We start from the raw sequence: 20,876 nt of genomic DNA, 5'->3' as shown, positions 1-20,876 counted from the left end.
ATGGGCAATGAAGCACGTTTGAACGACCTGAAAACCAAGGTCGAAGCCGGTGAGGTCGATACCGTGCTGGTCTGCATGGTCGACATGCAGGGGCGTCTGATGGGCAAGCGGTTCCACGCGGGGCATTTCGTGGCGGGCGCTTGGGAAGAGACCCATTGCTGCAACTATCTGTTGGCCACCGACCTCGAGATGGCGACGCCCGATGGCTATGCTGCCACCAGCTGGGAACGCGGATATGGCGACTATGTGATGAAGCCTGACCTAAGTACTCTGCGCCCGGTTCCGTGGCTTGAGGGCACCGCCATGGTGATGTGCGATGTGTTGGATCACCATACGCATGAGGAAGTGCCCCACGCGCCTCGGTCCATCCTGAAAAAGCAGGTGAACCGGCTTAAGGCCATGGGCTATGACGCCATGTGCGCCACCGAGCTGGAGTTTTTCCTGTTCGAGAAGAGCTTTGACCAGATCCGCAAGGAAGGGTTTCGCGATCTGGAGCCGATCTCGGGCTATAACGAAGACTATCACATCCTGCAGACCACCAAGGAAGAGCATGTGATGCGCCCGATCCGCAATCATCTGTGGAACGCGGGGATTCCGGTCGAAAACTCGAAAGGTGAGGCTGAGACCGGGCAGGAAGAGCTGAACATCAAATACGCCCCCGCGATGGACACGGCCGAGTATCACTCGATTGCCAAGAACGCAGTGAAAGAGATCGCGTGGCAGCATGGCCATGCGGCGACGTTCCTGCCGAAATGGCATCATGAGAAAGTGGGAAGCTCGTCCCACGTGCATCAGTCGCTTTGGGCAGACGGGGTGCCAATCTTTTTCGACGAAAAAGATCCGCTCGGGATGTCTGATGTCATGAAGAACTACATGGCGGGTTTGCTGAAATACGCCGCCGATTACACCTATTTCATGGCTCCCTACATCAACAGTTACAAGCGGTTCATGAAGGGCACGTTTGCGCCAACGCGGATCATCTGGTCGGTGGACAACCGCACGGCGGGGTTCCGTCTGTGCGGGGATGGCACCAAGGCAGTTCGGGTGGAGTGCCGTATTCCGGGCTCGGACATGAACCCGTATCTGGCGATGGCAGGGATGCTGGCCGCTGGGATTGCCGGGATCGAGGAAGCGCTGGAATTGCAGCCCCCGACACAGGGAGACGTCTATCAGGGCGAAACGGGCATGATCCCCGGCAACTTGCGCGCGGCGCGGGATGCCTTGCATGGGTCGGCCATGTTGCGCGCGGCCATGGGGGATGATGTGGTCGATCACTATGCCCGTGCGGCGGAGGTCGAGATCGAAGAGTTCGAGCGTGTAGTGACGGATTGGGAAATTGCGCGCGGGTTTGAGCGGGCTTAGAGGGCGGGAGCGAGGGGCCAGCCCCTCGCGCTCCCCGGGATATTTTGGGCCAGATGAAGCAGGGATCCTGTTTCTTTCGAAAATGGAGTGAAAATGGGGCAGATGTTGCAATGTGTCTCGCCGATTGACGGATCGGTTTTTGCGGAGCGTGAAGTGTTGTCGGCTGAGGCGGCTTTAAAGTCCGCCGCGCGGGCCCGTGCGGCGCAGGTGGAGTGGGCGGCGCGGCCGTTGCAGGAGCGGATTGATCTTGTAATGGCAGGTGTGGCCGCTGTGGGGGCGATGAATGACGAGATCGTGCCAGAGCTTGCGCATATGATGGGCCGGCCGGTGCGCTATGGCGGTGAGTTTGGCGGGTTCAATGAACGTGCAAGTCATATGGCCGAAATTGCCTCAGACGCTCTGGCCGATATCGCTGTGGGTGAGGATGAGACCTTCAAACGCTATATCAAGCGTATTCCGCATGGGGTCGTTTTTGTGGTGGCGCCTTGGAATTACCCCTATATGACGGCGATCAACACGGTGGCACCTGCGCTGATTGCGGGCAATGCGGTGGTGCTGAAACACGCCACACAAACCTTGCTGGTGGGTGAGCGTATGGCGCAGGCGTTCCATGCGTCGGGAGTGCCCGCGGATGTGTTCCAGAACGTGTTCCTCAGCCATGACGTGACCAATGATCTGATCGCTGGCAAGGCGTTTGATTTCGTAAACTTTACCGGCTCAGTCGGCGGCGGACAGGCGATGGAACGCGCTGCGGCGGGCACCTTTACTGGCGTTGGTACCGAGTTGGGTGGCAAGGATCCGGGCTACGTCATGGAGGATGCCGATCTGGATGCGGCGGTCGATACGCTGATCGACGGGGCCATGTTCAACTCGGGCCAGTGCTGCTGCGGGATCGAACGGATTTATGTGCATGAAAGCCTCTATGACGCCTTCGTTGCCAAAGCGGTTGAGGTGGTGAAAGGCTATAAGCTGGGCAATCCGCTTGACGCTGAGACGACGATTGGCCCGATGGCCAACGTCCGCTTTGCTGATGAGGTGCGCGCGCAGATTGCCGAGGCTGTCGCGGATGGTGCCGTTCCCCATATCGAGACCTTCGCTGAGGATGATGGGGGAGCCTATCTGACCCCACAGATCCTGACCAATGTCACCCATGACATGCGCGTGATGCGGGATGAGAGCTTTGGTCCGGTTGTGGGCATCATGAAAGTGTCCTCGGACGAAGAAGCCATCGGGCATATGAATGATAGCGAGTTTGGCCTGACTGCCAGCCTCTGGACCCGTGACGTGGATCGCGCGGCGCGGGTGGGCGACCGGATCGAAACCGGCACCGTGTTCATGAACCGGGCGGATTATCTGGACCCGGGTCTGTGCTGGACCGGCTGCAAGAATACCGGACGCGGAGGCGGATTGTCGGTCATCGGCTATCACAACCTCACACGTCCAAAATCCTACCATCTGAAAAAGGTGACATCATGAGCCTTGTTGGAAACTGGTCCTACCCGACCGCGATCAAGTTCGGCGCTGGCCGGATCAAGGAATTGCCCGAGGCCTGCGCGGCGGCTGGGATGAAACGCCCCTTATTGGTGACGGACAAGGGGTTGGCCGATCTGCCAATCACCACGGCCACTCTGGATATCCTCGAGGCCGCAGGGCTGGGACGAGGGCTGTTCAGCGAAGTGGACCCGAACCCCAATGAAAAGAACCTCGAAGCAGGGGTTGCCGCCTATAATGCGGGCGGTCATGACGGGGTGATTGCCTTTGGCGGTGGCTCGGGGCTGGATCTGGGTAAGATGGTTGCCTTCATGTGCGGCCAGATCCGCCCTGTTTGGGATTTTGAGGATATCGGCGACTGGTGGACTCGCGCCGATGCTGACGCCATCGCACCGATCATCGCCGTGCCGACCACTGCCGGGACAGGGTCCGAGGTGGGCCGTGCCAGCGTTATCACCAACTCGGAAACGCACGCGAAGAAGATCATCTTTCACCCCAAAGTTCTGCCTGCGGTCGTGATCTGCGACCCCGAGTTGACCGTGGGCATGCCCAAGTTCATCACCGCAGGCACCGGTCTGGACGCGTTCGCGCATTGTGTCGAGGCGTTCAGCAGCCCGCATTACCACCCCATGTCGCAGGGCATCGCGCTAGAGGGGATGCGGTTGGTCAAGGACTACCTGCCGCGCGCCTATGCCGATGGCACCGACATCGAAGCCCGCGCCCAGATGATGAGCGCAGCGGCAATGGGCGCGACGGCGTTCCAAAAGGGCCTCGGAGCGATCCACGCGATGAGCCATCCAATCGGCGCGGTGTTCAACACCCATCACGGCACCACCAACGCGGTCTGTATGCCCGCCGTGCTGGATTTCAACGCGCCCGTTATCGCGGACCGGTTCCAGCAGGCCGCGGCCTATCTGGGCATCGAAGGCGGCTTTGACGGCTTCCGTGCCTTTGTGCAGGCGTTCAACGACAGCTTTGCCATCCCGCGCAAACTGTCCGATCTGGGCGTGACCGAAGCATCGATCCCGGAACTGGTCAAAGGTGCGATCACCGACCCGTCCTGTGGCGGCAACCCGATTGAACTGACCGAAGACAACCTGACCGCGCTGTTCAAAGCCGCGCTGTAACAGGGTTGCAGACCCGATCCCTCACCTCGCATACTGCGCGCAGGTGAGGGAGATTTTCATGACCAAAGAGATTGTTCTGATCCACGGGGCCTTTGCTGGGCCGTGGTGTATGGAGGATTACGCGGGCTTCTTCCGCGCGCGCGGCTGGACGGTTCACACCCCTGCGCTGCGCTACCATGACGGCGACCCCAAGGCCGAGCCCGATCCCGGCCTGACCGACACCAGCGTCATGGACTACGCCGATGACGTTGCCGCATTCGTGCAGGGGCTGGATAGCAAGCCGGTGCTGCTCGGCCATGCCATCGCCGGGGTGGTGGCACAGCAGGTGGCGTCTCGGGGCCTGGCCAGCGCCATTGTCCTGATCAACCCGAATGCGGCCTGGGGGACGCTGCCCGAAACCGACGACGAACGCGCGGTACCGCGCGCACTGATGGAGGGCGGGGCGTTCTGGAAACAGCCCATGCGCGTCGATTTCGACCTGATGGCCCCTTTTGCGCTGAACAAACTGCCCGAGGCACAGCAGCATGAGGTATTCGACCAGCTTGGCCCGGAAAGCGGGCGGGTGATGTTCGAGATGTTCTTTTGGATGTTCGACGACCAGCACGCGATGAAGGTGGATATCGACAAGGTCGACTGCCCGGTGCTGATCGTATCCGGAACCGAGGACCGGGCCGTGAACCCCAACACCTGCCGCGCGCTGGCGGAACTTTACGGCGTGCGAGCCACCTTCCTGCCAGCCGAAGACCACGCCCATTTCCTGTTCATGGAGCCCGGCTGGGAGGGGCCAGCAGGTCAGATCGCGGATTGGCTGGAGCAAAAGGTGGGCTAGAACGCCCACCCAACGCGTTCAGTTGTTGGTCGAGAATGTGCTCTGCGGTTTCCACTTCAGCGAGCCATCCTCTTCACGATGACAGCGCAGCAGGCGTTCCTGAACGGTACTGACGGTGCTGGTTACAGTGTTGTCGCCGACCATCAGAACAAATGCGTCTTCGGAATAGGCCATGCCTTCATAATAGCAAAACCGCTTCTCGGCACCTTCCGGAATAGGCGATGCGGTGCTGAGCATTTGCTGCGCTGGGGCTTGTGTGGCCAGCAAGGCTAAGGCCAGTCCGAGGGGTAGTGTCTTCATGTCGTCCTCCCGTTGAGAAATCAGTTGGTCAAATGGGTCTTGGACGCTCGGGAACCTCAAATGTCGTTCTTGAATGACGGGTTGAAGGTAAGTGTGAACGAGATCAACGGGTTAGGCAAGGGGTTTGGTGGCGGATGCTGTTCGCAACCGTAACTGGTTCGGGCGCGACGCCTGCGGTGAAGTAGGATCGGTGTTTGCACTCATCTTGACATGAAAGACGTGATGGGTGCGAGCACGCATCATACGTTTGGTCACGTGTTTTGTAGACAATCGAGATATCTCTTAGACAAAACAACCTTTTCAATCGGAACAGTAAAGCTATCCGTCCGTGCTAAACATGCCAAGAGCTTTCTTGAGCTGTAGCCGTCAAATAATTCCTCATTTTCAAAAGGGTTATTGACTGTAAAATCCACCCTCGAAAGGTCCGGACATTGTAGGGTATTTTGACAAAAGACCTCAATCAGATCGTATTTCGCTTCCTGCAGCGCGGAAGCATAGTAATGGGCCCTGGAGTAATCTCCAGAGCGGAAGAACGACGCGTAAACTTGGCGGTCGGCATTGTCAGCCCAAAAGTAGGCGTGCAAGTAGTCTCTTGCGCTTAACTCATTGAGATAACGAAACAGAAAAGAAATACCGCTACTTTGAGAGTATTGTTTGAGAGCCTTTTTTATGAACTTGGTTTCACCCAAATGATTGTTCAATATGAGAAAACTAGAAATCGAATAACAATCTGGAGTTGGGGCCACATCTTCACCATTCAGAAAGGAAATGTATGCTTCGCAAGGTGGGATTTCCTCGAAGATGCTGTTGTCCGTTTCTTCGCTTTGGGCAATGCCAGGTATGAATGTCAAAATCGAAGCGATAGTGTAAACCAATCGCAAATACGTGCGATAATCAAACATTTAACTCCTCCACAATCAGCGCGTTCTTTCGGGTGATTTGGAACCTCAGTTCGGGCAATTTAAACATCAAGCCCTAGGCCAAGTCGCTGGATTTGTCATGAGCAAGTATAATTATTCGCACTGCTGATCTTCGCTTATACTCTTCTTTGCTATGTGCAGCAGCCAAGCTATCGGCCACCAAACAAAAATAAATATATACGCTTTGGAAATCGATCTTGGCGCTGAGAACCAGTCTGGAAAAAACACCACCCAGACCACAAACAATACCCAAAATGTACTGAAAATGGCTATGATCCGATTGATTGCTCGGGATTCTTCTTTGGCGCTCATTTTCGTTTTTTGCGGCATTTGCTAGCGGCCAAAGGTCGAATTAAACATCCAACTCTTCAACAAACCGCGCGTTTTCCTGAATATACTGGAACCGCAGTTCGGGTTTCTTACCCATCAGACGCTCGACCAGATCGCCGGTCTCGCCGGGTTCGTCCTCATCAATCGTGACGCGGATCAGTTTGCGCGAGGCCGGGTCCATTGTGGTCTCTTTCAGGTCCTTGGCGTCCATTTCGCCCAGACCTTTGAAGCGGGACACGTCGATCTTGCCCTTGCCGCCCAGACCTTTTTCTAACCATTCGTCGCGCTCGGCCTCATCCAGACAATAGACGCGTTTGGCGCCTTGGGTCAGGCGGTACAGAGGCGGGCAGGCCAGATACAGGTGGCCTGCGTCGATCATGGGCCGCATCTGGGTGAAGAAGAACGTCATCAACAGTGAGGCGATATGCGCGCCGTCCACATCCGCGTCGGTCATGATGATGACCTTGTCATAGCGCAGGTCGTCCACGTTGAACTTGGTGCCAAGGCCCACACCCAGCGCTTGGGTCAGATCGTTGATCTCGGCATTGGTGCCCAGTTTCGAACTGGCCGCGCCCAGCACGTTCAGGATTTTGCCGCGCAGGGGCAGCAGGGCCTGCGTCTTGCGGTCACGTCCCATTTTGGCGGAACCGCCCGCCGAGTCGCCCTCGACGATGAATAACTCGGTCCCGTCGCGTGTTGAACTAGAGCAGTCCACCAGCTTGCCGGGAAGACGAAGTTTTTTAGTGGCGGATTTGCGTTGTGTCTCTTTCTCGGCCCGTCGGCGCAGACGTTCCTCGGCTCGGAGTATCACAAAGTCGAGTATCGCGCCGGCGGATTTCGTGTCCGCGGCCAGCCAGTTATCGAAATGGTCGCGGACCGAATTCTCGACCAGACGCTGCGCCTCGACTGTGGCCAGACGGTCTTTGGTCTGGCCCACGAATTCCGGCTCTCGGATAAAGCAGGACACCAGCGCGCAGCCGCCGGTGATCAGGTCTTCGCGGGTGATCTGCGCGGCTTTCTTGTTGTTGATCAGCTCGCCGTAAGCCTTGATCCCCTTGAGGATCGCGGCCCAGAACCCGGCAACATGGGTGCCGCCTTCGGGCGTGGGGACGGTGTTACAGTAGGATTGGATGAACCCATCGCGCGAGGGCGTCCAGTTGATTGCCCATTCGACCTTGCCCGGTGTCCCGAACTTCTCGGTGAAGTCCACGGTGCCTGCGAAGGGCTGCTCGGCATAGGTGGACGAGCCGTTCATCGTCTCCTTGAGGTAATCAGACAGGCCGCCAGGGAAATGGAACGTGGCCTCTGTCGGAGTTTCGCCATCGTCGATGGCGGACTTCCAGCGGATTTCCACGCCTGAGAACAGATAGGCCTTGGAGCGAATGGATTTGAACAACCGCGCCGGTTTGAACTTGTGGTGGCCAAAGATTTCGGCATCGGCGTGGAATGTCACGGTGGTGCCGCGCCGGTTGGGGGCCGCGCCGATTTTCTCGACCGGGCCCAGCGGGATACCGCGTGAGAACCGTTGTTCGAACAGCGTCTTGTCCCGGGCCACCTGCACGACCATCGAATCGGAAAGGGCGTTCACGACCGAGGCACCAACCCCATGCAGACCGCCCGAGGTCTGATAGGCCTTGCCCGAGAATTTGCCCCCCGCGTGCAGAGTACAAAGAATGACTTCCAGCGCGGATTTGTCGGGGAATTTGGGATGTGGATCAATAGGGATACCGCGCCCGTTGTCGCGGACGGTCAGGGCGTAATCTTCGTGCAGTTCCACCTCGATTCGGTTGGCGTGCCCCGCGACCGCCTCGTCCATCGAGTTGTCGAGGATCTCGGCCACCATGTGATGCAGCGCGCGCTCATCCGTGCCGCCGATATACATGCCGGGGCGTTTGCGAACGGGTTCCAGTCCTTCAAGCACCTCAATCGAAGAGGCGTCGTATGTGGAGGTGGCGCTGGGCGTCAACAGATCGTCTGGCATCGGTGCTGCTCTTGTTTTTGGGTTTTACCCATTATGGCAGGTGATGTGGTCCGGGGGAAGAGGGGCGCGAAGTGTTGTGGGTAAATGGTAGGCAGGTCGGAAGGGCTGATCATGGTTTTGGCAAGCTTGGTCAAGTTCGTGTACCCTGTGACTATTGCGGACTGCACCAGACTGGGAGAATTTCAATGAGCACGAACGCCTCGGGCTTTGTCGGGGATATCCCCTCGCACTATGACAACGGGTTGGGTCCAAATATTTTCTTTGATTACGCGGACCGGATTGTCGACGCCGCTGTTTCAGGACAGTCCAAGACCGTTTTGGAACTCGCGGCAGGAACGGGTATCGTCAGTAGTAGATTGCGGGATAAATTGCCTTCGGATGCCTCCTTGATCATTACTGACCTGAACGCTCCGATGTTGGATGTCGCGCGTCAAAAATTTTCCTCCAAGGACAAGATCGATTTTCAAGTCGCCAACGCGATGGAGTTACCATTTGGCGACTCGCTTTTCGATCTTATCGTGTGCCAGTTCGGGGTCATGTTCTTTCCCGACAAAGTAGCGTCGTATCGTGAGGCGGCGCGTGTTCTCAAGCCGGGTGGCCGGTACGTTTTCAATGTCTGGAGCGCGATCGAGTTGAATCCGTTTTCCCAGATCGCCCAACAGGTTGCTTCGGAGGTGTTCCCGGATGACCCGCCGGGCTTTTACAAGGTTCCCTTCCATTATGGCGACCCGCAATTGGTATGTTCGGATCTGGCCGAGGCCGGTTGGGAGGATGTCTCATTCCTGACGATCGAGCTGACGAAACCCATCTCGAACCCGCGGGCCTTTGCAGCAGCTCTTGTCTTTGGCAATCCTTTTATCGACGAGATCCGCGAACGTGGTGGTGTTGATCCCGAAGATGTCGTGGCTCGAATTCTCGCAAGGCTGACTGATGCCTTCGGGGCGAACGGGATGAACATGCCCTTGTCTGCCACCATTTATGAGTGCCGCAAGTCATAGGTGCGGCGTATAAAAATTAAATTTCATACGATTGCCTCTCGAAGCTCAATTTGAACGCAACTAAGCTGCGCTGGAAACGACAGGGGACAGGTATGAGCTGGATCAAAGTGGTGCCGTTCGAAGAAGCGACCGGCAAGCTGCGCAAGCTGTATCAGCGGGTGACGGGGCCGGGCAATAATGTGGACAACATCATGATGGTGCATTCCTTGCGCCCGCATTCGATGGAAGGCCACATGGCGATGTACAAGAATGTCTTGCACCATTCGGCCAACACCATCCCGAAATGGTTTCTTGAAGTCCTGGGCGTGTGGGTCAGCGCGCTCAACCGCTGCGACTATTGTGTCGAGCATCATTTCAGTGGCCTGCAGCGGCTTTTGGCTAACCCTGACCGAGGCAATGCTATCCGTGCCGCGATTGAAGCCCGGACACCGCAGACGGCCCCTCTGGATCCGGCGCAGATCGCGGCGATGGGCTATGCGCGCAAACTGACCGAGGCGCCTGCGGAACTGACAGAAAGTGATATTGAGGCTCTGCACGCTGCAGGGTGGGAGGATGGAGAAATCCTCGAGATCAATCAGGTCTGCGCCTATTTTTCTTACGCCAATCGCACGGTTCTGGGGCTGGGCTGTTCCACCGATGGGGATATTCTGGGGCTGTCCCCCAACAACTCGGACGATCCGTCAGACTGGGGACACCGTTAAGGCTCGGGTCCAGTTCAGAATGGCCTGCGCCAGCGCCTTGGGGCGTTGATGATGCAGCCAGTGGTCCGTGCCGGGAATGTCAATGCGGGTCAGGTCGGGGGCGAACTCTTCCAGCCCCTCAGTGGCCTCGGGTAGCAGGGCCTTGTCCTCAGATCCCCACAGCAAAAGATGCGGGCAGCGGACCAAAAGGCGCTCGACCGGCAGCTCGGGCAGATTCGTCAGCGGTTCGCCGGGTTTCGCCACCACCAGCGGAGAGGCGCGGTACCAGTTCAGCATTGCGTCCAACCGGCCGGGCCGGGCCCATTCGGTGCGATAGGCCTGCATTTGTGCATCCGACAGCCAATCCAGCCCCATCCCGTACCGAAAGAACCTCTCGAGCCGCGCGAAATTGTCGGCAGAAAATCTTTGGGCGGCGTCTTCGGCCCTCAGATCGTTGATATATTGCGAGGCCGCTGATTGCGCTCCGCCCGACGCCATCGCGCGCTGAAACGGCACCGGGTGGACGCCATTGGCGATAATCAGTCGGCTCACCAGCTTGGGCTGGAACATGGCCAGCCCATAGGCGACTGAGGCCCCCCAATCATGGCCCAGAACCGTGACAGGTGCGCCCAGCATATCGATCAGCGCCGCCATGTCCCCGACCAGTTTTGACAGGGTATAGTGCCCGACCCCCTCGGGCGCCCAGCTTTGGCCATAACCACGCTGGTCCGGGGCAATACAATAGAAGTGTTCAGCTAGATGCGGGGCCAGATCAGCCCATGTGCCGCCATATTCAGGAAAGCCATGCAGCATCAGCAAGGGCGGCAGGCTGGGATCGCCCCAACTGCGTAGAAAGAACGGCTGTCCGTCCAGTTCGACAAATCTGCTGTCCACGCGTTAACCCTCTGCTGCCATAGCCAAAAACAGAACCACAAGGTTACAGCAATTTGATACCAATCAAAGCGCGAAATGGCGGTCTCTGCTAGTCACTGGGTCAGACAGCTTTTCAAGGAGAGATTGCATGGAAACAGCGGCGCGGATCGAAAAGACACAAGCCTCCGCCAACGGCGTTCCGGTGCCCACGACCGGCCCGGCTGAGCCCAGCCCCGAGAAAATTCGCCACGCGTTTGAAAGCGGCAAGTACCCCTATGGCCGCAAGATGGCGCGCAAGATCTATGAGGCGCAAAAGGCCGAGTTGCAGGCTGAGCTGCTGAAGGTTCAGATATGGGCGCAAGAAACCGGCCAGCGGTTCGTGTTGCTGTTCGAAGGCCGTGACGCTGCGGGTAAGGGCGGCACAATCAAGCGGTTCATGGAGCACCTGAACCCACGTCAGGCCCGAGTGGTTGCGTTGAACAAACCCACCTGGGAAGAGAAGGGTCAGTGGTATTATCAGCGCTATGTTCAGGAATTGCCCACCGTTGGTGAAATGGTGTTCTACGACCGGTCCTGGTACAACCGCGCAGGCGTGGAACGGGTGATGGGCTTCTGCTCGCCCAACGAATATCTGGAATTCATGCGTCAGACTCCGGATCTTGAGCGGATGCTGGTCCGCTCGGGCATTCAGCTTTACAAATACTGGTTCTCGGTCACGCAGCCCGAACAGCAACGCAGGTTCAAAAGCCGCGAGACGGACCCGCTGAAACAGTGGAAACTGTCGCCGATCGACAAGGCCAGCCTTGACAAATGGGACGACTACACCGAGGCGAAAGAGGCGATGTTCTTCTATACTGACACCGCCGACGCGCCATGGACCATCATCAAGTCGAACGACAAGAAGCGTGCGCGCCTGAACACAATGCGGCATTTCCTGTCGACGCTGGACTACCCCGGCAAGAACCATGATGTGGTCCGCGAGCCTGATCCCTTGATCGTTGGACAGGCGCATCACGTCATCCATCGGTCCGAGCACATCCTTGGCAGCGCACTGCACCCTGATGCGCGTTAGGGTCATCCGGGCTGTTGATTGGCCCCGGACTGAGAGTCTCATCCTGAAATTTCGCTGATCTGGTCTTGTCCCGGCCTCGGGCCGGGCATAAGGCTGGGGCGATGAACAAGGTGATGACATATCGCGGCCATTTCCGGGCCATTACCGTGCTGGGCCTGCCGTTGGTGGGCGGGCATCTGGCGCAGTTTGCTATCGGTCTGACCGACACCATCATGCTGGGCTGGTACGGGGTCGAAGCTCTGGCCGCTGTAACCCTGGCCAGTAGTTACTACTTCGTGCTGTTTCTGTTTGGGGCCGGGTTCGGCTGGGCGGTGATGCCCATAGTCGCCACCGCCGCCGCCGAGGAGGATGAGACCAGCATCCGCCGCTCGACCCGCATGGGGCTGTGGTTGTCGCTGATCTATGCCGCGTTGATGATGCCACTGCTGTGGTGGTCCTACCCGATCCTGATTGCGTTAGATCAGGACCCCGAGGTCGCCCGGACCGCTGCGCAATATCTGCGGGTCGCGGGCTGGGGCCTGTTCCCGGCGCTGATCGTGATGGTCCTGAAATCCTATTTGGCGGCGTTGGAACGCACGCAAATCGTGCTGTGGATCACTGTGACGGCGGCTGTGGTCAACGGTTTCACTAACTATGCGCTGATCTTCGGCAATTGGGGCGCGCCCGAGTTGGGCGTGATCGGTGCGGCCATCGCCTCGGTCGTGACGCAGATCGTCTCACTGGTTTTCGTGGTGATCTACGCGGTGCGTGCCCTGCCCGAACACAGCCTGTTTCAGCGCTTTTGGCGCCCGGATTGGGAGTTCTTCTTCAGCGTCCTGCGTCTGGGCGTGCCCATCGGTCTGACCACATTGGCCGAGGTCAGCCTGTTTGCCATGTCGGCAATCATGATGGGCTGGCTGGGACAAGTGCCGCTGGCGGCGCATGGTATCGCGCTGAATCTCGCCTCGGCTACGTTCATGGTGCATCTGGGTCTGTCCAACGCGGCCACGATCCGCGCAGGTAATGCGCTGGGCCGCAAAGACCGGGCACATCTGGAAAAAGGCGCGATTGCTGTGACGGCGATGTCGCTGGTGATGTCGGTGCTGACCGTGATCCTGTTCCTGACCTGCGCCGAGCCGCTGATTTCCCTGTTCATGGAGGCGGATGACCCGCAGCGGTCGCAAATCCTGCTGATCGGAGCCGGGTTGCTGGCCATGGCGGCGCTGTTCCAATTGGTCGATGGCGCGCAGGTGATCGCGCTGGGCCTGTTGCGTGGATTGCAGGACGCCAAAGTGCCAATGGTGATGGCAGGACTCAGCTATTGGGTCGTGGGGATTCCGGCCTCGTATTACTTCGGCTTTGTCCAGGGGATGGACGGGATCGGCGTGTGGCTGGGCCTTGTGCTTGGGTTAGCCTTCGCAGCGGTCTTGCTGATGGCGCGGTTCTGGATGTGGTCGGTCCGCTCGGTCCCGGTGGCAGGTTAGTCTTTGGTCAGACGATCCGCCTTTTTACGCACCAGAACACTGCGCAGATCGTGCATCGCCAGTAACAGCCGGTCAGTGACGTCCTCAAGCTGCTCATCTGTCGCTTTGGACTGCGCCCACTGAGTCGTCAGGTTCAGGTAGTCCACGGCCCGGTGAATGTCGTCCATATCACGTTGTGCCAAAAGGGCTGTGCGGTCCTCGATCCAACGAGTGATAGCGGCCTGGTCGGTCTCGGTCAGGGTGCGCTGTCCCTGCGGCTTGACCTCACCGTTGCGGATGTTGATGACCGCGATCTGGTCCATCTCGATCCGGCGTTGGCGGTTTTCGGTGTCGATCCGAAAAACCGCCGCCCCATTCGCGCGCACGCGAAAGTAATATTCGGGCAAATCCACGGCTCAAAGCCTCCGATCAGGTCAGTGCGGCGCAGAACCGCTGAATGCGGGTGCAGGCCTCGGTCAACGCCGCGTCCGAGGTTGCGTAGCTGACGCGGAAGTTTGGGGATAGACCGAAGGCGGCCCCGAAAACGACGGCCACGTCGGCTTCTTCCAGTAATGCCGTGGCAAAGGCTTCATCAGATGAGATCACCGTGCCCGCCGGAGTAGTCTTGCCGATCAGCCCTGCGATCGAGGGGTAGACATAGAACGCGCCTTCGGGAGTGGGGCAGGATATACCGTCAATCTCGTTCAGCATCCGCACTACCAAGTTGCGGCGGCGTTTGAATGTCTCGGCATTGGGGGCCAGAAAGTCTTGCGTGCCCTCCAGCGCCTCGACTGCCGCCCATTGACTGACGGAGCAGGGATTTGAGGTCGACTGAGATTGAATCTTGCGCATCGCGGCAATCAACTCGACCGGACCCGCCGCATAACCGATCCGCCAACCGGTCATGGCATAGGCCTTGGACACGCCGTTGCAAGTCAGAGTGCGGTCATAGAGGCCGGGTTCAACCTCGGCCGGGGTGCAGAACTCGAACCCGTCATAGGCCAGGTGCTCATACATATCATCAGACATGATCCAAACATGTGGATGGCGCATCAGCACATCGGTCAATGCCTTCAGTTCGGCCCGGCTATAGCCCGCGCCCGTTGGGTTGGACGGAGAGTTGAAGATGAACCACTTGGTGTTTGGCGTAATCGCGGCCTCAAGCTGGTCGGCGGTCAATTTAAAGCTGTTCTCGAGCGACGTTTCCACAACAACCGGCGTGCCTCCGGCCAGTAGCACCATGTCGGGGTAGCTGACCCAATAGGGCGCAGGGATGATCACTTCGTCGCCGTCGTTCATCGTCGCCATCAGCGCGTTATAGAGCGTTTGCTTGCCGCCCGTGCCCACCGAGATCTGCGCAGGCGTATAGTCCAGCCCGTGGTCGCGCTTCATCTTCGCGCAGGCGGCCTGTTTCAGCTCGGGGATGCCATCGGGTGCGGTGTATTTGGTTTTGCCCGCCGCAATCGCGGCAACGGCGGCATCCTTGATGTTCTGCGGCGTGTCGAAATCGGGTTCTCCGGCGCTCAGGCCGATAACGTCGCGTCCCGCGGCCTTCAATTCGGCCGCTTTGGCCGTCATGGCGATTGTAGGCGACGGTTTTACGCGTGACAGTGTCGCAGACAGGAAACTCATGGGGGCCCTCGGTTTGAATGATCAACCTGTCTGTCATAGGGTGCGCCCGAACGACGATCAAGCGATATGAATTGTGGAATTGGAGACCCCGATGAACGACGAAAACGACTGGTACGGCCCGGATTCAGCGACATTCGGCGACCGTCTGGCAGGTGCGCGTGAAGCTGCGGGGATGACACAGTCACAACTGGCCCGCAGGTTGGGCGTGAAAAAAGCAACCCTCGCGGATTGGGAAAACGACCTGTCCGAGCCGCGCGCCAACCGCCTGTCGATGCTGGCCGGGATGGTCAATGTCTCGATCATGTGGCTGCTGACCGGGGAAGGCGAGGGCATGGATGCGCCCTCGGAAGCTGAAGAACCCATGCCCGAACTTGTGGATATCGTGGCCGAGCTACGCTCGATCCGGGGCGAGATGCGAGCCAGCGCGGAACGAGCCGCGAAACTGGAAAAGCGTCTGCGACAGATGGCTGAGCAAGTCCAGTGACCGAGCAGCGGGACACGCGGATCAAGCGGTTGAAAATGCGTTCGATGCGCCGGGGCATCAAAGAGATGGACCTGATCCTGTCGGCCTATGCCGATCGCAATCTTGGCAGCATGGATGAGGCGTTGCTGGACCTGTACGACGCCCTGCTGCACGAGAATGATCAGGACCTGTATCAATGGGTAACAGGACAGGTTTCCACGCCCGAGCCGTATGCAGATCTGATTGTGGACATAGCGCAAACCTTTCAAAAGTAAGAGCAAAATCTGCTTAACAGAATATTCGGTTTTTCGATTCATGCTGCCTGAAACGGCGCGATTGAATCGGAGGATCGGATGAGTATGGAAATGCAGGTCTCCGCGCACGGGGCCAAGGGCTTCATGACCAGCTATCTTGAGGCGCTTGCGCTGGTGGAACGGCTGCACCGCCTGCTGCTGGACGTCATCAAGGACGAGTTCGAGCGTGTCGGCGTGCTTGAGATCAACGCCGTGCAAGCCTTGTTGCTGTTCAATATCGGCGATCATGAGGTCACGGCGGGCGAATTGAAAAGCAGGGGCTACTATCAGGGCAGTAATGTCAGCTACAACCTGAAAAAGCTGGTTGAGATGGGCTATATGCACCACCAACGCTGCGAGATTGACCGCCGCTCGGTGCGCGTGCGTCTGACGCCGCGGGGGCGTGAGATCCGCGATATCGTATCCGAACTGTTCGCGCGCCACGCAGGTGGGTTGCAATCACGTGGCGTATTGGAGCTGGAAGGGATTGAGGACATCACCACTTCCCTCCGCCGGGTTGAACGCTACTGGACGGACCAGATCCGCTATATTTACTGATCAGGGCCGGGTGTAGGGCCCGGCATCGGACAGGACCAGGCCTTCAAGCTCGCGGATCAGCTTGCGGGCCATCGCGTCCTTATAGGCTTCGAACCCCACGGCGACCTCGACAAAGGCATCGGGGCCCAGAGTGACCCATGCATTGTAATAGGCGGACAACTCGCTGATCTGCACGTCTCGCTTGTCCCCAACATTGGCATCATCAGGGCCGATCACCAGACCGTTGATAGTGATCCCGCTGGCTTGCAGCGCCTGTTTGGCCTCGCGGGGATGGGGTCCAATGTTATGTTTGCCGTCACCAGACAGGTCCAGCGTGTGCTTCCAGCACTCAGGTTGTTGCCACAGCAGACCGGCGCCAAACTGCATCGCCGATCCGACCGCCGTTCCCTGCGGCGCCGAGCTGCGCGTCACGGAGTTCAACAGGGCTGAAATACCATCCAATTGTTCCTCGGATCGGATTTCTGTCCAGTCTAGCAACATGCGCTGATGACTGGGCTCACTCCATTCGAATACCGCCAACCGCACCGCAGGGCCAAGGCCCGAAAGAAGTAGTTGCTTGACTTCGGGTCGTTGCAGGGCAGCGGCTAGACCACCAAGCTGCAACCGGTATTCGGTACTATCGACCGAACCAGAGACATCCAGCCCAAGGGCCAGCGCTTGCCTGCACTCAGACATCGCAGGCGTTGCCAAAAGGGTTGCGGCAGCGGCAAGGTAGCGGATCATTTCAACGCATCACCAGATAGCGCGCCGATTTGCAGGCCCTGCAATTCCCGCTCAAGTTTGCGGCGCATGGCGCGCTCGAAATCCTCAAACCCTTGCGCAACTTCCAAAAAAGCGCCGGGGCCATGCAGGACATTGTTCTCAAAAAACGGGATCAGGAACAGCTCACCCTCGAAATCGGCGGCGTTGATGACCAGCCCGTTCACCACGATTTCCTGAAATGGAAAGTGGCGATAGGCCGAGTCTGGTCCGTACCCGTCATTGTTCGACCCATCCCCAGACAGATCGATGGTCTGGAACAGGCAGGGCGGGGCTTGCTGCATCAATGTCGCGCCAAAGGCCAGCGCATATCCCATCGCGGTGGCTGACCCGCTGTCGGACCGCACCGACTGTTGCACCGTCGTCGCCGCTGCCAGCAAGTCTGCCCGCGTGCGGATCATCGACCAATTCAGAATAACGCGTTGCGTGCTGCGCCCGCTCCATTCATAGACGGTCAGTGCGACGGGCATGGGGGACGAGAAAAACGCCTCCGTCACTTCAGGTGCGACGAGTGCTGCGGCCAGGCCCTGCCGTTGCAGCGTGTCTTCGGTTGCGTCTACCGAGGTCGATATGTCCATCGCCAAGGCAAGCGCCAGCCTGCAGGTCTCGGCCCGCAGGGGGCTGGCCAGAGCAGCCAGTCCCAGGATTGTCAGCCAGCGGATCACCAGTGGCCGGTGCTTTCCATACTGGCCCAGGGTTCGGCCGGATCAAGCGCGTCACCGTTTTGCAGCAGCTCGACCGAGATATTGTCGGGCGAGCGCACAAACGCCATGCGCCCGTCACGCGGCGGCCGGTTGATCACGACGCCATTGTCCTGAAGTAGTTGGCATATTTCGTAGATATTATCGACTCCGTAGGCCAAGTGACCGAAATGCCGGCTATCGCTAGGCAATCCGTCGTCGCCATCCCAGTTATATGTCAGTTCGATCGGGCGATCTTCTTGCCCCGGAGGCGCCATGAAGATCAGCGAAAATCGGCCCTGTTCACTGTCATACCGGCGGGTTTCTTGCAGCCCCAGCAGTTCGTAAAACGCCATGGATTTCTCAAGATCTTTCACACGGACCATGGTGTGGAGGTATGTCAGCCCCATTGCGGTTTCCTTTTTTTGTTCAGGTGATGACAAGCACCTTAGCGCGCTAACATAGTCTGTCGAGAGGCGCGGCGGACACAATTTGGAAAATGCACAAACAAGCGTACATATCGCGGTTCCGGTCGCTGCATTGCCGAGATATAGTGGTCGCCGACTCATCCGATGGAAAGGAAATTTCATGCCGCTGTCCTCTGACCAACTGGCCGAGATCGAAGCGCAAAGGGCGCAATCGCATCAAACGCGTCGTGTTGTGGCTCCGGGGATGGAAGATCATTTGTACACCGCTCATCAAGTCCTGGACCACGGCTTTGTGCGCGTAATCGACTATATGGGCGATGATAACGCGATCTGTCAGGCGGCGCGGGTGTCTTACGGCAAAGGCACTAAGTCGGTGCAGAATGACGAGGGCCTGATCCGCTATCTGATGCGTCACTGGCATTCGACCCCGTTCGAGATGTGCGAAATCAAGCTGCATGTGAAGCTGCCAGTCTTTGTGGCCCGTCAGTGGATCCGGCACCGGACGGCGAATGTGAACGAATATTCCGCGCGTTACTCGATCCTGGATCGGGAGTTCTATATCCCCGCGCCCGACCATGTGGCGGCGCAGTCCGAGGTGAACAACCAGGGTCGGGGCGAAGCCTTACAAGGGGAAGAGGCCGCGCGGGTTCTTGAAATGCTAAAGGCCGACAGCGCCCGGTGCTATGACAATTACGAGGCGATGATCAGTCAGGACGGTCAGCAGGGTCTGGCGCGTGAACTGGCGCGAATGAACCTGCCGGCGAATATCTACACCCAGTGGTATTGGAAGGTGGACCTGCACAACCTGTTCCACTTCCTGCGTTTACGGGCCGACCCGCATGCGCAGTACGAAATCCGCGTTTATGCCGATATGATGTGCAAGATCGTCGCCGATTGGGTGCCTTTTGCCTATAAAGCTTTCGAAGATTATCGTCTGGGCGCGGTGAATCTGTCGGCACAGATGGTCGACAGCCTGCGGCGGATGCTCGCCGGAGAGGCTGTGACGCAGGAAACCTCGGGCATGACCGCCCGCGAATGGCGCGAGTTCGAAGCGGTCATTCGCGAAAACTAAGCGCATATCGTTTGTCTATACGTACTGTCATTAAGCTGTTACACTGGCTTCATGGCTTTTCTTTCCTGTATCCGATACGCGTGCTTGATGTCTTTGCTTGGCGCTCCGGCTTTGGCCAAATCCCCTATTGCTGAGGTGCTGTGTGAGCCGACGTCCCGGTTGCATGACAAGCTGGAACGTCAGTTCGGCTCGCAACGCGCAGCCTCTGGGGTGCGCAGCCCTGAGCAGATCATGGAAGTCTGGACTAGCGAGAAAGGTGATTGGACGATGGTTGTCACTTATTCGACCGGCACGTCCTGCATCGTTGCGATGGGTCAAGACTGGTTCACGCACGTCGACGCAGATCCGGCGCGCGGTTAACATTGGTCGAACCATTATTGGTCAACGGCCGGAAATTGGCCGTTGCCCTGCTTTGTCTTCCCGTCGGGAGGGGGCCTTACAACGGTTTCAAATCGGCGGCCATCTGGCGACCGTCGCGTCCGTCCTGCAATTCGTATGAGACTTTCTGATTGTCTGCGAGCCCGGTCAGACCTGACCGTTCAACAGCCGAGATATGTACAAATACGTCCTTGCCACCTTCATCAGGGGCAATAAACCCATAGCCTTTAGTGGTATTAAACCATTTCACGGTGCCAGTTGGCATTTCCCGTGTCTCCTTCTACTTACACGTTGTCCCACAAATTGGTGGGGGAAGTGATTGACGCCACCGCCTTTCATCACCGCCGCGCCCACACGCTTCGGCCCGAATTGCGTATTTCGTCTTTTTCAACATTGCACGGTGAAGTAAAAAATCAAGAATTACCGGAACACGTTGGCGAAATTGCCTAAAATTCGCACAAGCACAGGAAACCCCCGAAAATGCGCCTATACGGACTTAAGAACTGTGACACCTGCCGTAAGGCATTGAAGTCATTGCAGGATATAGAATTCATCGACGTGCGCGCGGATGGCGTGCCTGACGCGGTGATGTCGCAGGCCTTTACACATTTCGGCGAGGCTTTGCTCAACACCCGGTCCACGACATGGCGGGGCCTAAGCGGAGACGAACGCGCGCGTGCACCGTTGGAGCTGTTGCGCGATCATCCGACCTTGATGAAACGTCCTTTGATCGAGCGTGACGAGGAGCTTTTTCTTGGCTGGACGGCGGCGACGAAGGCGGCTCTTGGCGTCGACTGAGCGGATGCATATCTGCAAGGGCGCAAGCAAGAGGGCGAAAGATGCGTAACGCAGCGATGATTTTGGGTGTGATTGCCGGGCTAATCGGCATGTTGGTCGGCTTTGTCGGCTATGGCTATGTCGAACTGATCGACCGGTACGGCGAGATCGACGGGTTAGCCGAGCAGGTGGACAACGCGCAACTGATCCAGACGGCCTCGATCCTTGCGCCTCTGCTGGCGATTGCTGGCGGGGCCATGGCCAAGGCGCGGGCATTGGTTGGGGGGCTATTGTTGCTGGTCTCAGCAGGCGGCATGTATTACGCGTTTGGCTTCAATGCCTTTACCATGTTCCCCGTTGCATTTGCCGGGGTCGCGGGGGTCCTTGGGCTGGCCGCGGGTAAACCGGACGAGCCCAAGGCGCATTTCTAG

26 protein-coding genes are annotated in these 20,876 nt (G+C 58.2%); 16 read left to right on the top strand and 10 right to left on the bottom strand.

Features of this window, described 5'->3' with window-relative positions:
- The 4 genes from GOV80_RS02385 (at position 1) to GOV80_RS02370 (ending at position 4,809) form a co-directional block, all read left to right on the top strand.
- Positions 1 to 1,362, top strand: a complete 1,362-nt coding sequence (locus GOV80_RS02385; RefSeq protein WP_170782702.1) for a glutamine synthetase family protein — start codon at positions 1 to 3, stop codon at positions 1,360 to 1,362.
- Between the two features lie 93 nt (positions 1,363 to 1,455).
- A complete protein-coding gene (locus tag GOV80_RS02380) occupies positions 1,456 to 2,838 on the top strand; it encodes an aldehyde dehydrogenase family protein (protein WP_170770283.1) in 1,383 nt (460 codons plus the stop codon).
- Positions 2,835 to 3,980 (top strand): iron-containing alcohol dehydrogenase, encoded by a 1,146-nt coding sequence (locus GOV80_RS02375; RefSeq protein ID WP_170782701.1) that lies wholly within the window; start codon positions 2,835 to 2,837, stop codon positions 3,978 to 3,980. The genes GOV80_RS02380 and GOV80_RS02375 overlap by 4 nt, the downstream gene beginning before the upstream one ends.
- A 58-nt stretch (positions 3,981 to 4,038) precedes the next feature.
- Positions 4,039 to 4,809, top strand: a complete 771-nt coding sequence (locus GOV80_RS02370) for an alpha/beta hydrolase (RefSeq protein WP_170782700.1) — start codon at positions 4,039 to 4,041, stop codon at positions 4,807 to 4,809.
- An 18-nt stretch (positions 4,810 to 4,827) separates the two neighbouring features.
- On the opposite strand, the gene GOV80_RS02365 is transcribed toward GOV80_RS02370, so the two are convergent.
- From GOV80_RS02365 to parE, 3 genes are all read right to left on the bottom strand, one after another.
- Positions 4,828 to 5,109, bottom strand: coding sequence for a DUF1496 domain-containing protein (locus tag GOV80_RS02365; RefSeq protein ID WP_170770289.1), 282 nt, complete (start codon positions 5,107 to 5,109; stop codon positions 4,828 to 4,830).
- A 251-nt stretch (positions 5,110 to 5,360) separates the two neighbouring features.
- On the bottom strand, positions 5,361 to 6,011 hold the full coding sequence (locus GOV80_RS02360) for a hypothetical protein (RefSeq protein WP_170782699.1): 651 nt from the start codon (positions 6,009 to 6,011) through the stop codon (positions 5,361 to 5,363).
- A 370-nt stretch (positions 6,012 to 6,381) separates the two neighbouring features.
- Positions 6,382 to 8,340 carry a DNA topoisomerase IV subunit B gene (parE, locus tag GOV80_RS02355; RefSeq protein WP_170782698.1) on the bottom strand — a complete coding sequence of 653 codons (1,959 nt, stop codon included), beginning with the start codon at positions 8,338 to 8,340 and terminating at the stop codon, positions 6,382 to 6,384.
- A 185-nt stretch (positions 8,341 to 8,525) separates the two neighbouring features.
- On the opposite strand from parE, the gene GOV80_RS02350 reads away from it, so the two are divergent.
- Both GOV80_RS02350 and GOV80_RS02345 read left to right on the top strand, forming a co-directional pair.
- Positions 8,526 to 9,338: a class I SAM-dependent methyltransferase gene (locus tag GOV80_RS02350; RefSeq protein WP_170782697.1), complete on the top strand. Its 813-nt coding sequence runs from the start codon at positions 8,526 to 8,528 to the stop codon at positions 9,336 to 9,338.
- Between the two features lie 92 nt (positions 9,339 to 9,430).
- Positions 9,431 to 10,039: a carboxymuconolactone decarboxylase family protein gene (locus GOV80_RS02345; RefSeq protein ID WP_170782696.1), complete on the top strand. Its 609-nt coding sequence runs from the start codon at positions 9,431 to 9,433 to the stop codon at positions 10,037 to 10,039.
- Here the strand turns inward: GOV80_RS02345 and GOV80_RS02340 are convergent.
- Positions 10,019 to 10,912 carry an alpha/beta fold hydrolase gene (locus GOV80_RS02340; RefSeq protein WP_336510110.1) on the bottom strand — a complete coding sequence of 298 codons (894 nt, stop codon included), beginning with the start codon at positions 10,910 to 10,912 and terminating at the stop codon, positions 10,019 to 10,021. The two genes, GOV80_RS02345 and GOV80_RS02340, sit on opposite strands and share 21 nt — an antisense overlap.
- 127 nt (positions 10,913 to 11,039) lie before the next feature.
- Here GOV80_RS02340 and ppk2 point away from each other — a divergent pair, with 127 nt between their 5' ends.
- Positions 11,040 to 11,963: a polyphosphate kinase 2 gene (gene ppk2, locus GOV80_RS02335; protein ID WP_237215593.1), complete on the top strand. Its 924-nt coding sequence runs from the start codon at positions 11,040 to 11,042 to the stop codon at positions 11,961 to 11,963.
- A 101-nt stretch (positions 11,964 to 12,064) separates the two neighbouring features.
- On the top strand, positions 12,065 to 13,426 hold the full coding sequence (locus GOV80_RS02330) for an MATE family efflux transporter (protein WP_170782695.1): 1,362 nt from the start codon (positions 12,065 to 12,067) through the stop codon (positions 13,424 to 13,426).
- On the opposite strand, the gene GOV80_RS02325 is transcribed toward GOV80_RS02330, so the two are convergent.
- Both GOV80_RS02325 and GOV80_RS02320 read right to left on the bottom strand, forming a co-directional pair.
- Positions 13,423 to 13,818, bottom strand: coding sequence for a hypothetical protein (locus GOV80_RS02325; protein WP_170782694.1), 396 nt, complete (start codon positions 13,816 to 13,818; stop codon positions 13,423 to 13,425). The genes GOV80_RS02330 and GOV80_RS02325 overlap by 4 nt on opposite strands.
- Positions 13,819 to 13,834: 16 nt before the next feature.
- The gene (locus GOV80_RS02320; protein WP_170782693.1) at positions 13,835 to 15,037 is read right to left on the bottom strand and encodes a pyridoxal phosphate-dependent aminotransferase; all 1,203 of its coding nucleotides are present in this window, start codon (positions 15,035 to 15,037) and stop codon (positions 13,835 to 13,837) included.
- Between the two features lie 91 nt (positions 15,038 to 15,128).
- Between GOV80_RS02320 and GOV80_RS02315 the strand changes: the two genes are divergently transcribed.
- From GOV80_RS02315 to GOV80_RS02305, 3 genes are all read left to right on the top strand, one after another.
- Positions 15,129 to 15,521: a helix-turn-helix domain-containing protein gene (locus GOV80_RS02315; RefSeq protein ID WP_170770305.1), complete on the top strand. Its 393-nt coding sequence runs from the start codon at positions 15,129 to 15,131 to the stop codon at positions 15,519 to 15,521.
- Complete coding sequence (locus tag GOV80_RS02310; RefSeq protein WP_336510109.1) at positions 15,518 to 15,775, top strand: succinate dehydrogenase assembly factor 2; 258 nt, start codon at positions 15,518 to 15,520, stop codon at positions 15,773 to 15,775. Before GOV80_RS02315 ends, GOV80_RS02310 begins: the two co-directional genes overlap by 4 nt.
- A gap of 78 nt (positions 15,776 to 15,853) precedes the next feature.
- Complete coding sequence (locus GOV80_RS02305; protein ID WP_170782692.1) at positions 15,854 to 16,351, top strand: MarR family winged helix-turn-helix transcriptional regulator; 498 nt, start codon at positions 15,854 to 15,856, stop codon at positions 16,349 to 16,351.
- Here GOV80_RS02305 and GOV80_RS02300 read toward each other — a convergent pair whose 3' ends face one another.
- The 3 genes from GOV80_RS02300 to GOV80_RS02290 are packed head-to-tail and all read right to left on the bottom strand — an operon-like array spanning position 16,352 to position 18,200.
- Positions 16,352 to 17,074 (bottom strand): DUF1194 domain-containing protein, encoded by a 723-nt coding sequence (locus tag GOV80_RS02300; RefSeq protein WP_170782691.1) that lies wholly within the window; start codon positions 17,072 to 17,074, stop codon positions 16,352 to 16,354.
- The gene (locus GOV80_RS02295) at positions 17,071 to 17,775 is read right to left on the bottom strand and encodes a DUF1194 domain-containing protein (RefSeq protein ID WP_170782690.1); all 705 of its coding nucleotides are present in this window, start codon (positions 17,773 to 17,775) and stop codon (positions 17,071 to 17,073) included. The genes GOV80_RS02300 and GOV80_RS02295 overlap by 4 nt, the downstream gene beginning before the upstream one ends.
- Positions 17,772 to 18,200, bottom strand: coding sequence for a VOC family protein (locus tag GOV80_RS02290; RefSeq protein ID WP_170770314.1), 429 nt, complete (start codon positions 18,198 to 18,200; stop codon positions 17,772 to 17,774). The genes GOV80_RS02295 and GOV80_RS02290 overlap by 4 nt, the downstream gene beginning before the upstream one ends.
- Positions 18,201 to 18,378: 178 nt before the next feature.
- Between GOV80_RS02290 and thyX the strand changes: the two genes are divergently transcribed.
- Both thyX and GOV80_RS02280 read left to right on the top strand, forming a co-directional pair.
- Positions 18,379 to 19,290 carry an FAD-dependent thymidylate synthase gene (gene thyX, locus GOV80_RS02285; RefSeq protein ID WP_170770317.1) on the top strand — a complete coding sequence of 304 codons (912 nt, stop codon included), beginning with the start codon at positions 18,379 to 18,381 and terminating at the stop codon, positions 19,288 to 19,290.
- An 87-nt stretch (positions 19,291 to 19,377) separates the two neighbouring features.
- A complete protein-coding gene (locus GOV80_RS02280) occupies positions 19,378 to 19,650 on the top strand; it encodes a hypothetical protein (protein ID WP_170770319.1) in 273 nt (90 codons plus the stop codon).
- A 76-nt stretch (positions 19,651 to 19,726) separates the two neighbouring features.
- On the opposite strand, the gene GOV80_RS02275 is transcribed toward GOV80_RS02280, so the two are convergent.
- Positions 19,727 to 19,933, bottom strand: coding sequence for a cold-shock protein (locus tag GOV80_RS02275; protein WP_008758035.1), 207 nt, complete (start codon positions 19,931 to 19,933; stop codon positions 19,727 to 19,729).
- Positions 19,934 to 19,983: 50 nt separating this feature from the next.
- On the opposite strand from GOV80_RS02275, the gene GOV80_RS22505 reads away from it, so the two are divergent.
- Genes GOV80_RS22505 through GOV80_RS02265 form a run of 3 tightly spaced genes read left to right on the top strand, consistent with a single transcriptional unit; the run spans position 19,984 to position 20,876 of the window.
- Positions 19,984 to 20,118 carry a hypothetical protein gene (locus GOV80_RS22505; protein ID WP_269149773.1) on the top strand — a complete coding sequence of 45 codons (135 nt, stop codon included), beginning with the start codon at positions 19,984 to 19,986 and terminating at the stop codon, positions 20,116 to 20,118.
- A gap of 30 nt (positions 20,119 to 20,148) precedes the next feature.
- Positions 20,149 to 20,466 (top strand): ArsC/Spx/MgsR family protein, encoded by a 318-nt coding sequence (locus GOV80_RS02270; protein ID WP_170782689.1) that lies wholly within the window; start codon positions 20,149 to 20,151, stop codon positions 20,464 to 20,466.
- Positions 20,467 to 20,507: 41 nt separating this feature from the next.
- Complete coding sequence (locus tag GOV80_RS02265) at positions 20,508 to 20,876, top strand: hypothetical protein (RefSeq protein WP_170782688.1); 369 nt, start codon at positions 20,508 to 20,510, stop codon at positions 20,874 to 20,876.

Origin of the sequence: Ruegeria lacuscaerulensis, from assembly GCF_013034685.1 — a bacterium.
GTDB lineage: Bacteria > Pseudomonadota > Alphaproteobacteria > Rhodobacterales > Rhodobacteraceae > Ruegeria > Ruegeria lacuscaerulensis_B.
Note: the sequence above shows the minus strand (reverse complement) of the source record. Positions and strands in the feature narration are given on the sequence as shown.

Excerpts from the sequence above, each read along its gene's own strand:
- GOV80_RS02275 (WP_008758035.1), bottom strand. The coding sequence starts at position 19,933 with ATGCCAACTGGCACCGTGAAATGGTTTAATACCACTAAAGGCTATGGG.
- GOV80_RS02315 (WP_170770305.1), top strand. The coding sequence starts at position 15,129 with ATGAACGACGAAAACGACTGGTACGGCCCGGATTCAGCGACATTCGGC.
- ppk2 (WP_237215593.1), top strand. The coding sequence starts at position 11,040 with ATGGAAACAGCGGCGCGGATCGAAAAGACACAAGCCTCCGCCAACGGC.
- GOV80_RS02270 (WP_170782689.1), top strand. The coding sequence starts at position 20,149 with ATGCGCCTATACGGACTTAAGAACTGTGACACCTGCCGTAAGGCATTG.
- GOV80_RS02290 (WP_170770314.1), bottom strand. The coding sequence starts at position 18,200 with ATGGGGCTGACATACCTCCACACCATGGTCCGTGTGAAAGATCTTGAG.
- GOV80_RS02320 (WP_170782693.1), bottom strand. The coding sequence starts at position 15,037 with ATGAGTTTCCTGTCTGCGACACTGTCACGCGTAAAACCGTCGCCTACA.
- GOV80_RS02385 (WP_170782702.1), top strand. The coding sequence starts at position 1 with ATGGGCAATGAAGCACGTTTGAACGACCTGAAAACCAAGGTCGAAGCC.
- GOV80_RS02380 (WP_170770283.1), top strand. The coding sequence starts at position 1,456 with ATGGGGCAGATGTTGCAATGTGTCTCGCCGATTGACGGATCGGTTTTT.
- GOV80_RS02345 (WP_170782696.1), top strand. The coding sequence starts at position 9,431 with ATGAGCTGGATCAAAGTGGTGCCGTTCGAAGAAGCGACCGGCAAGCTG.
- GOV80_RS02305 (WP_170782692.1), top strand. The coding sequence starts at position 15,854 with ATGAGTATGGAAATGCAGGTCTCCGCGCACGGGGCCAAGGGCTTCATG.
- GOV80_RS02360 (WP_170782699.1), bottom strand. The coding sequence starts at position 6,011 with ATGTTTGATTATCGCACGTATTTGCGATTGGTTTACACTATCGCTTCG.
- GOV80_RS02375 (WP_170782701.1), top strand. The coding sequence starts at position 2,835 with ATGAGCCTTGTTGGAAACTGGTCCTACCCGACCGCGATCAAGTTCGGC.
- GOV80_RS02350 (WP_170782697.1), top strand. The coding sequence starts at position 8,526 with ATGAGCACGAACGCCTCGGGCTTTGTCGGGGATATCCCCTCGCACTAT.
- GOV80_RS02365 (WP_170770289.1), bottom strand. The coding sequence starts at position 5,109 with ATGAAGACACTACCCCTCGGACTGGCCTTAGCCTTGCTGGCCACACAA.
- GOV80_RS02280 (WP_170770319.1), top strand. The coding sequence starts at position 19,378 with ATGTCTTTGCTTGGCGCTCCGGCTTTGGCCAAATCCCCTATTGCTGAG.
- GOV80_RS02265 (WP_170782688.1), top strand. The coding sequence starts at position 20,508 with ATGCGTAACGCAGCGATGATTTTGGGTGTGATTGCCGGGCTAATCGGC.
- parE (WP_170782698.1), bottom strand. The coding sequence starts at position 8,340 with ATGCCAGACGATCTGTTGACGCCCAGCGCCACCTCCACATACGACGCC.
- thyX (WP_170770317.1), top strand. The coding sequence starts at position 18,379 with ATGCCGCTGTCCTCTGACCAACTGGCCGAGATCGAAGCGCAAAGGGCG.
- GOV80_RS02300 (WP_170782691.1), bottom strand. The coding sequence starts at position 17,074 with ATGATCCGCTACCTTGCCGCTGCCGCAACCCTTTTGGCAACGCCTGCG.
- GOV80_RS02370 (WP_170782700.1), top strand. The coding sequence starts at position 4,039 with ATGACCAAAGAGATTGTTCTGATCCACGGGGCCTTTGCTGGGCCGTGG.
- GOV80_RS02330 (WP_170782695.1), top strand. The coding sequence starts at position 12,065 with ATGAACAAGGTGATGACATATCGCGGCCATTTCCGGGCCATTACCGTG.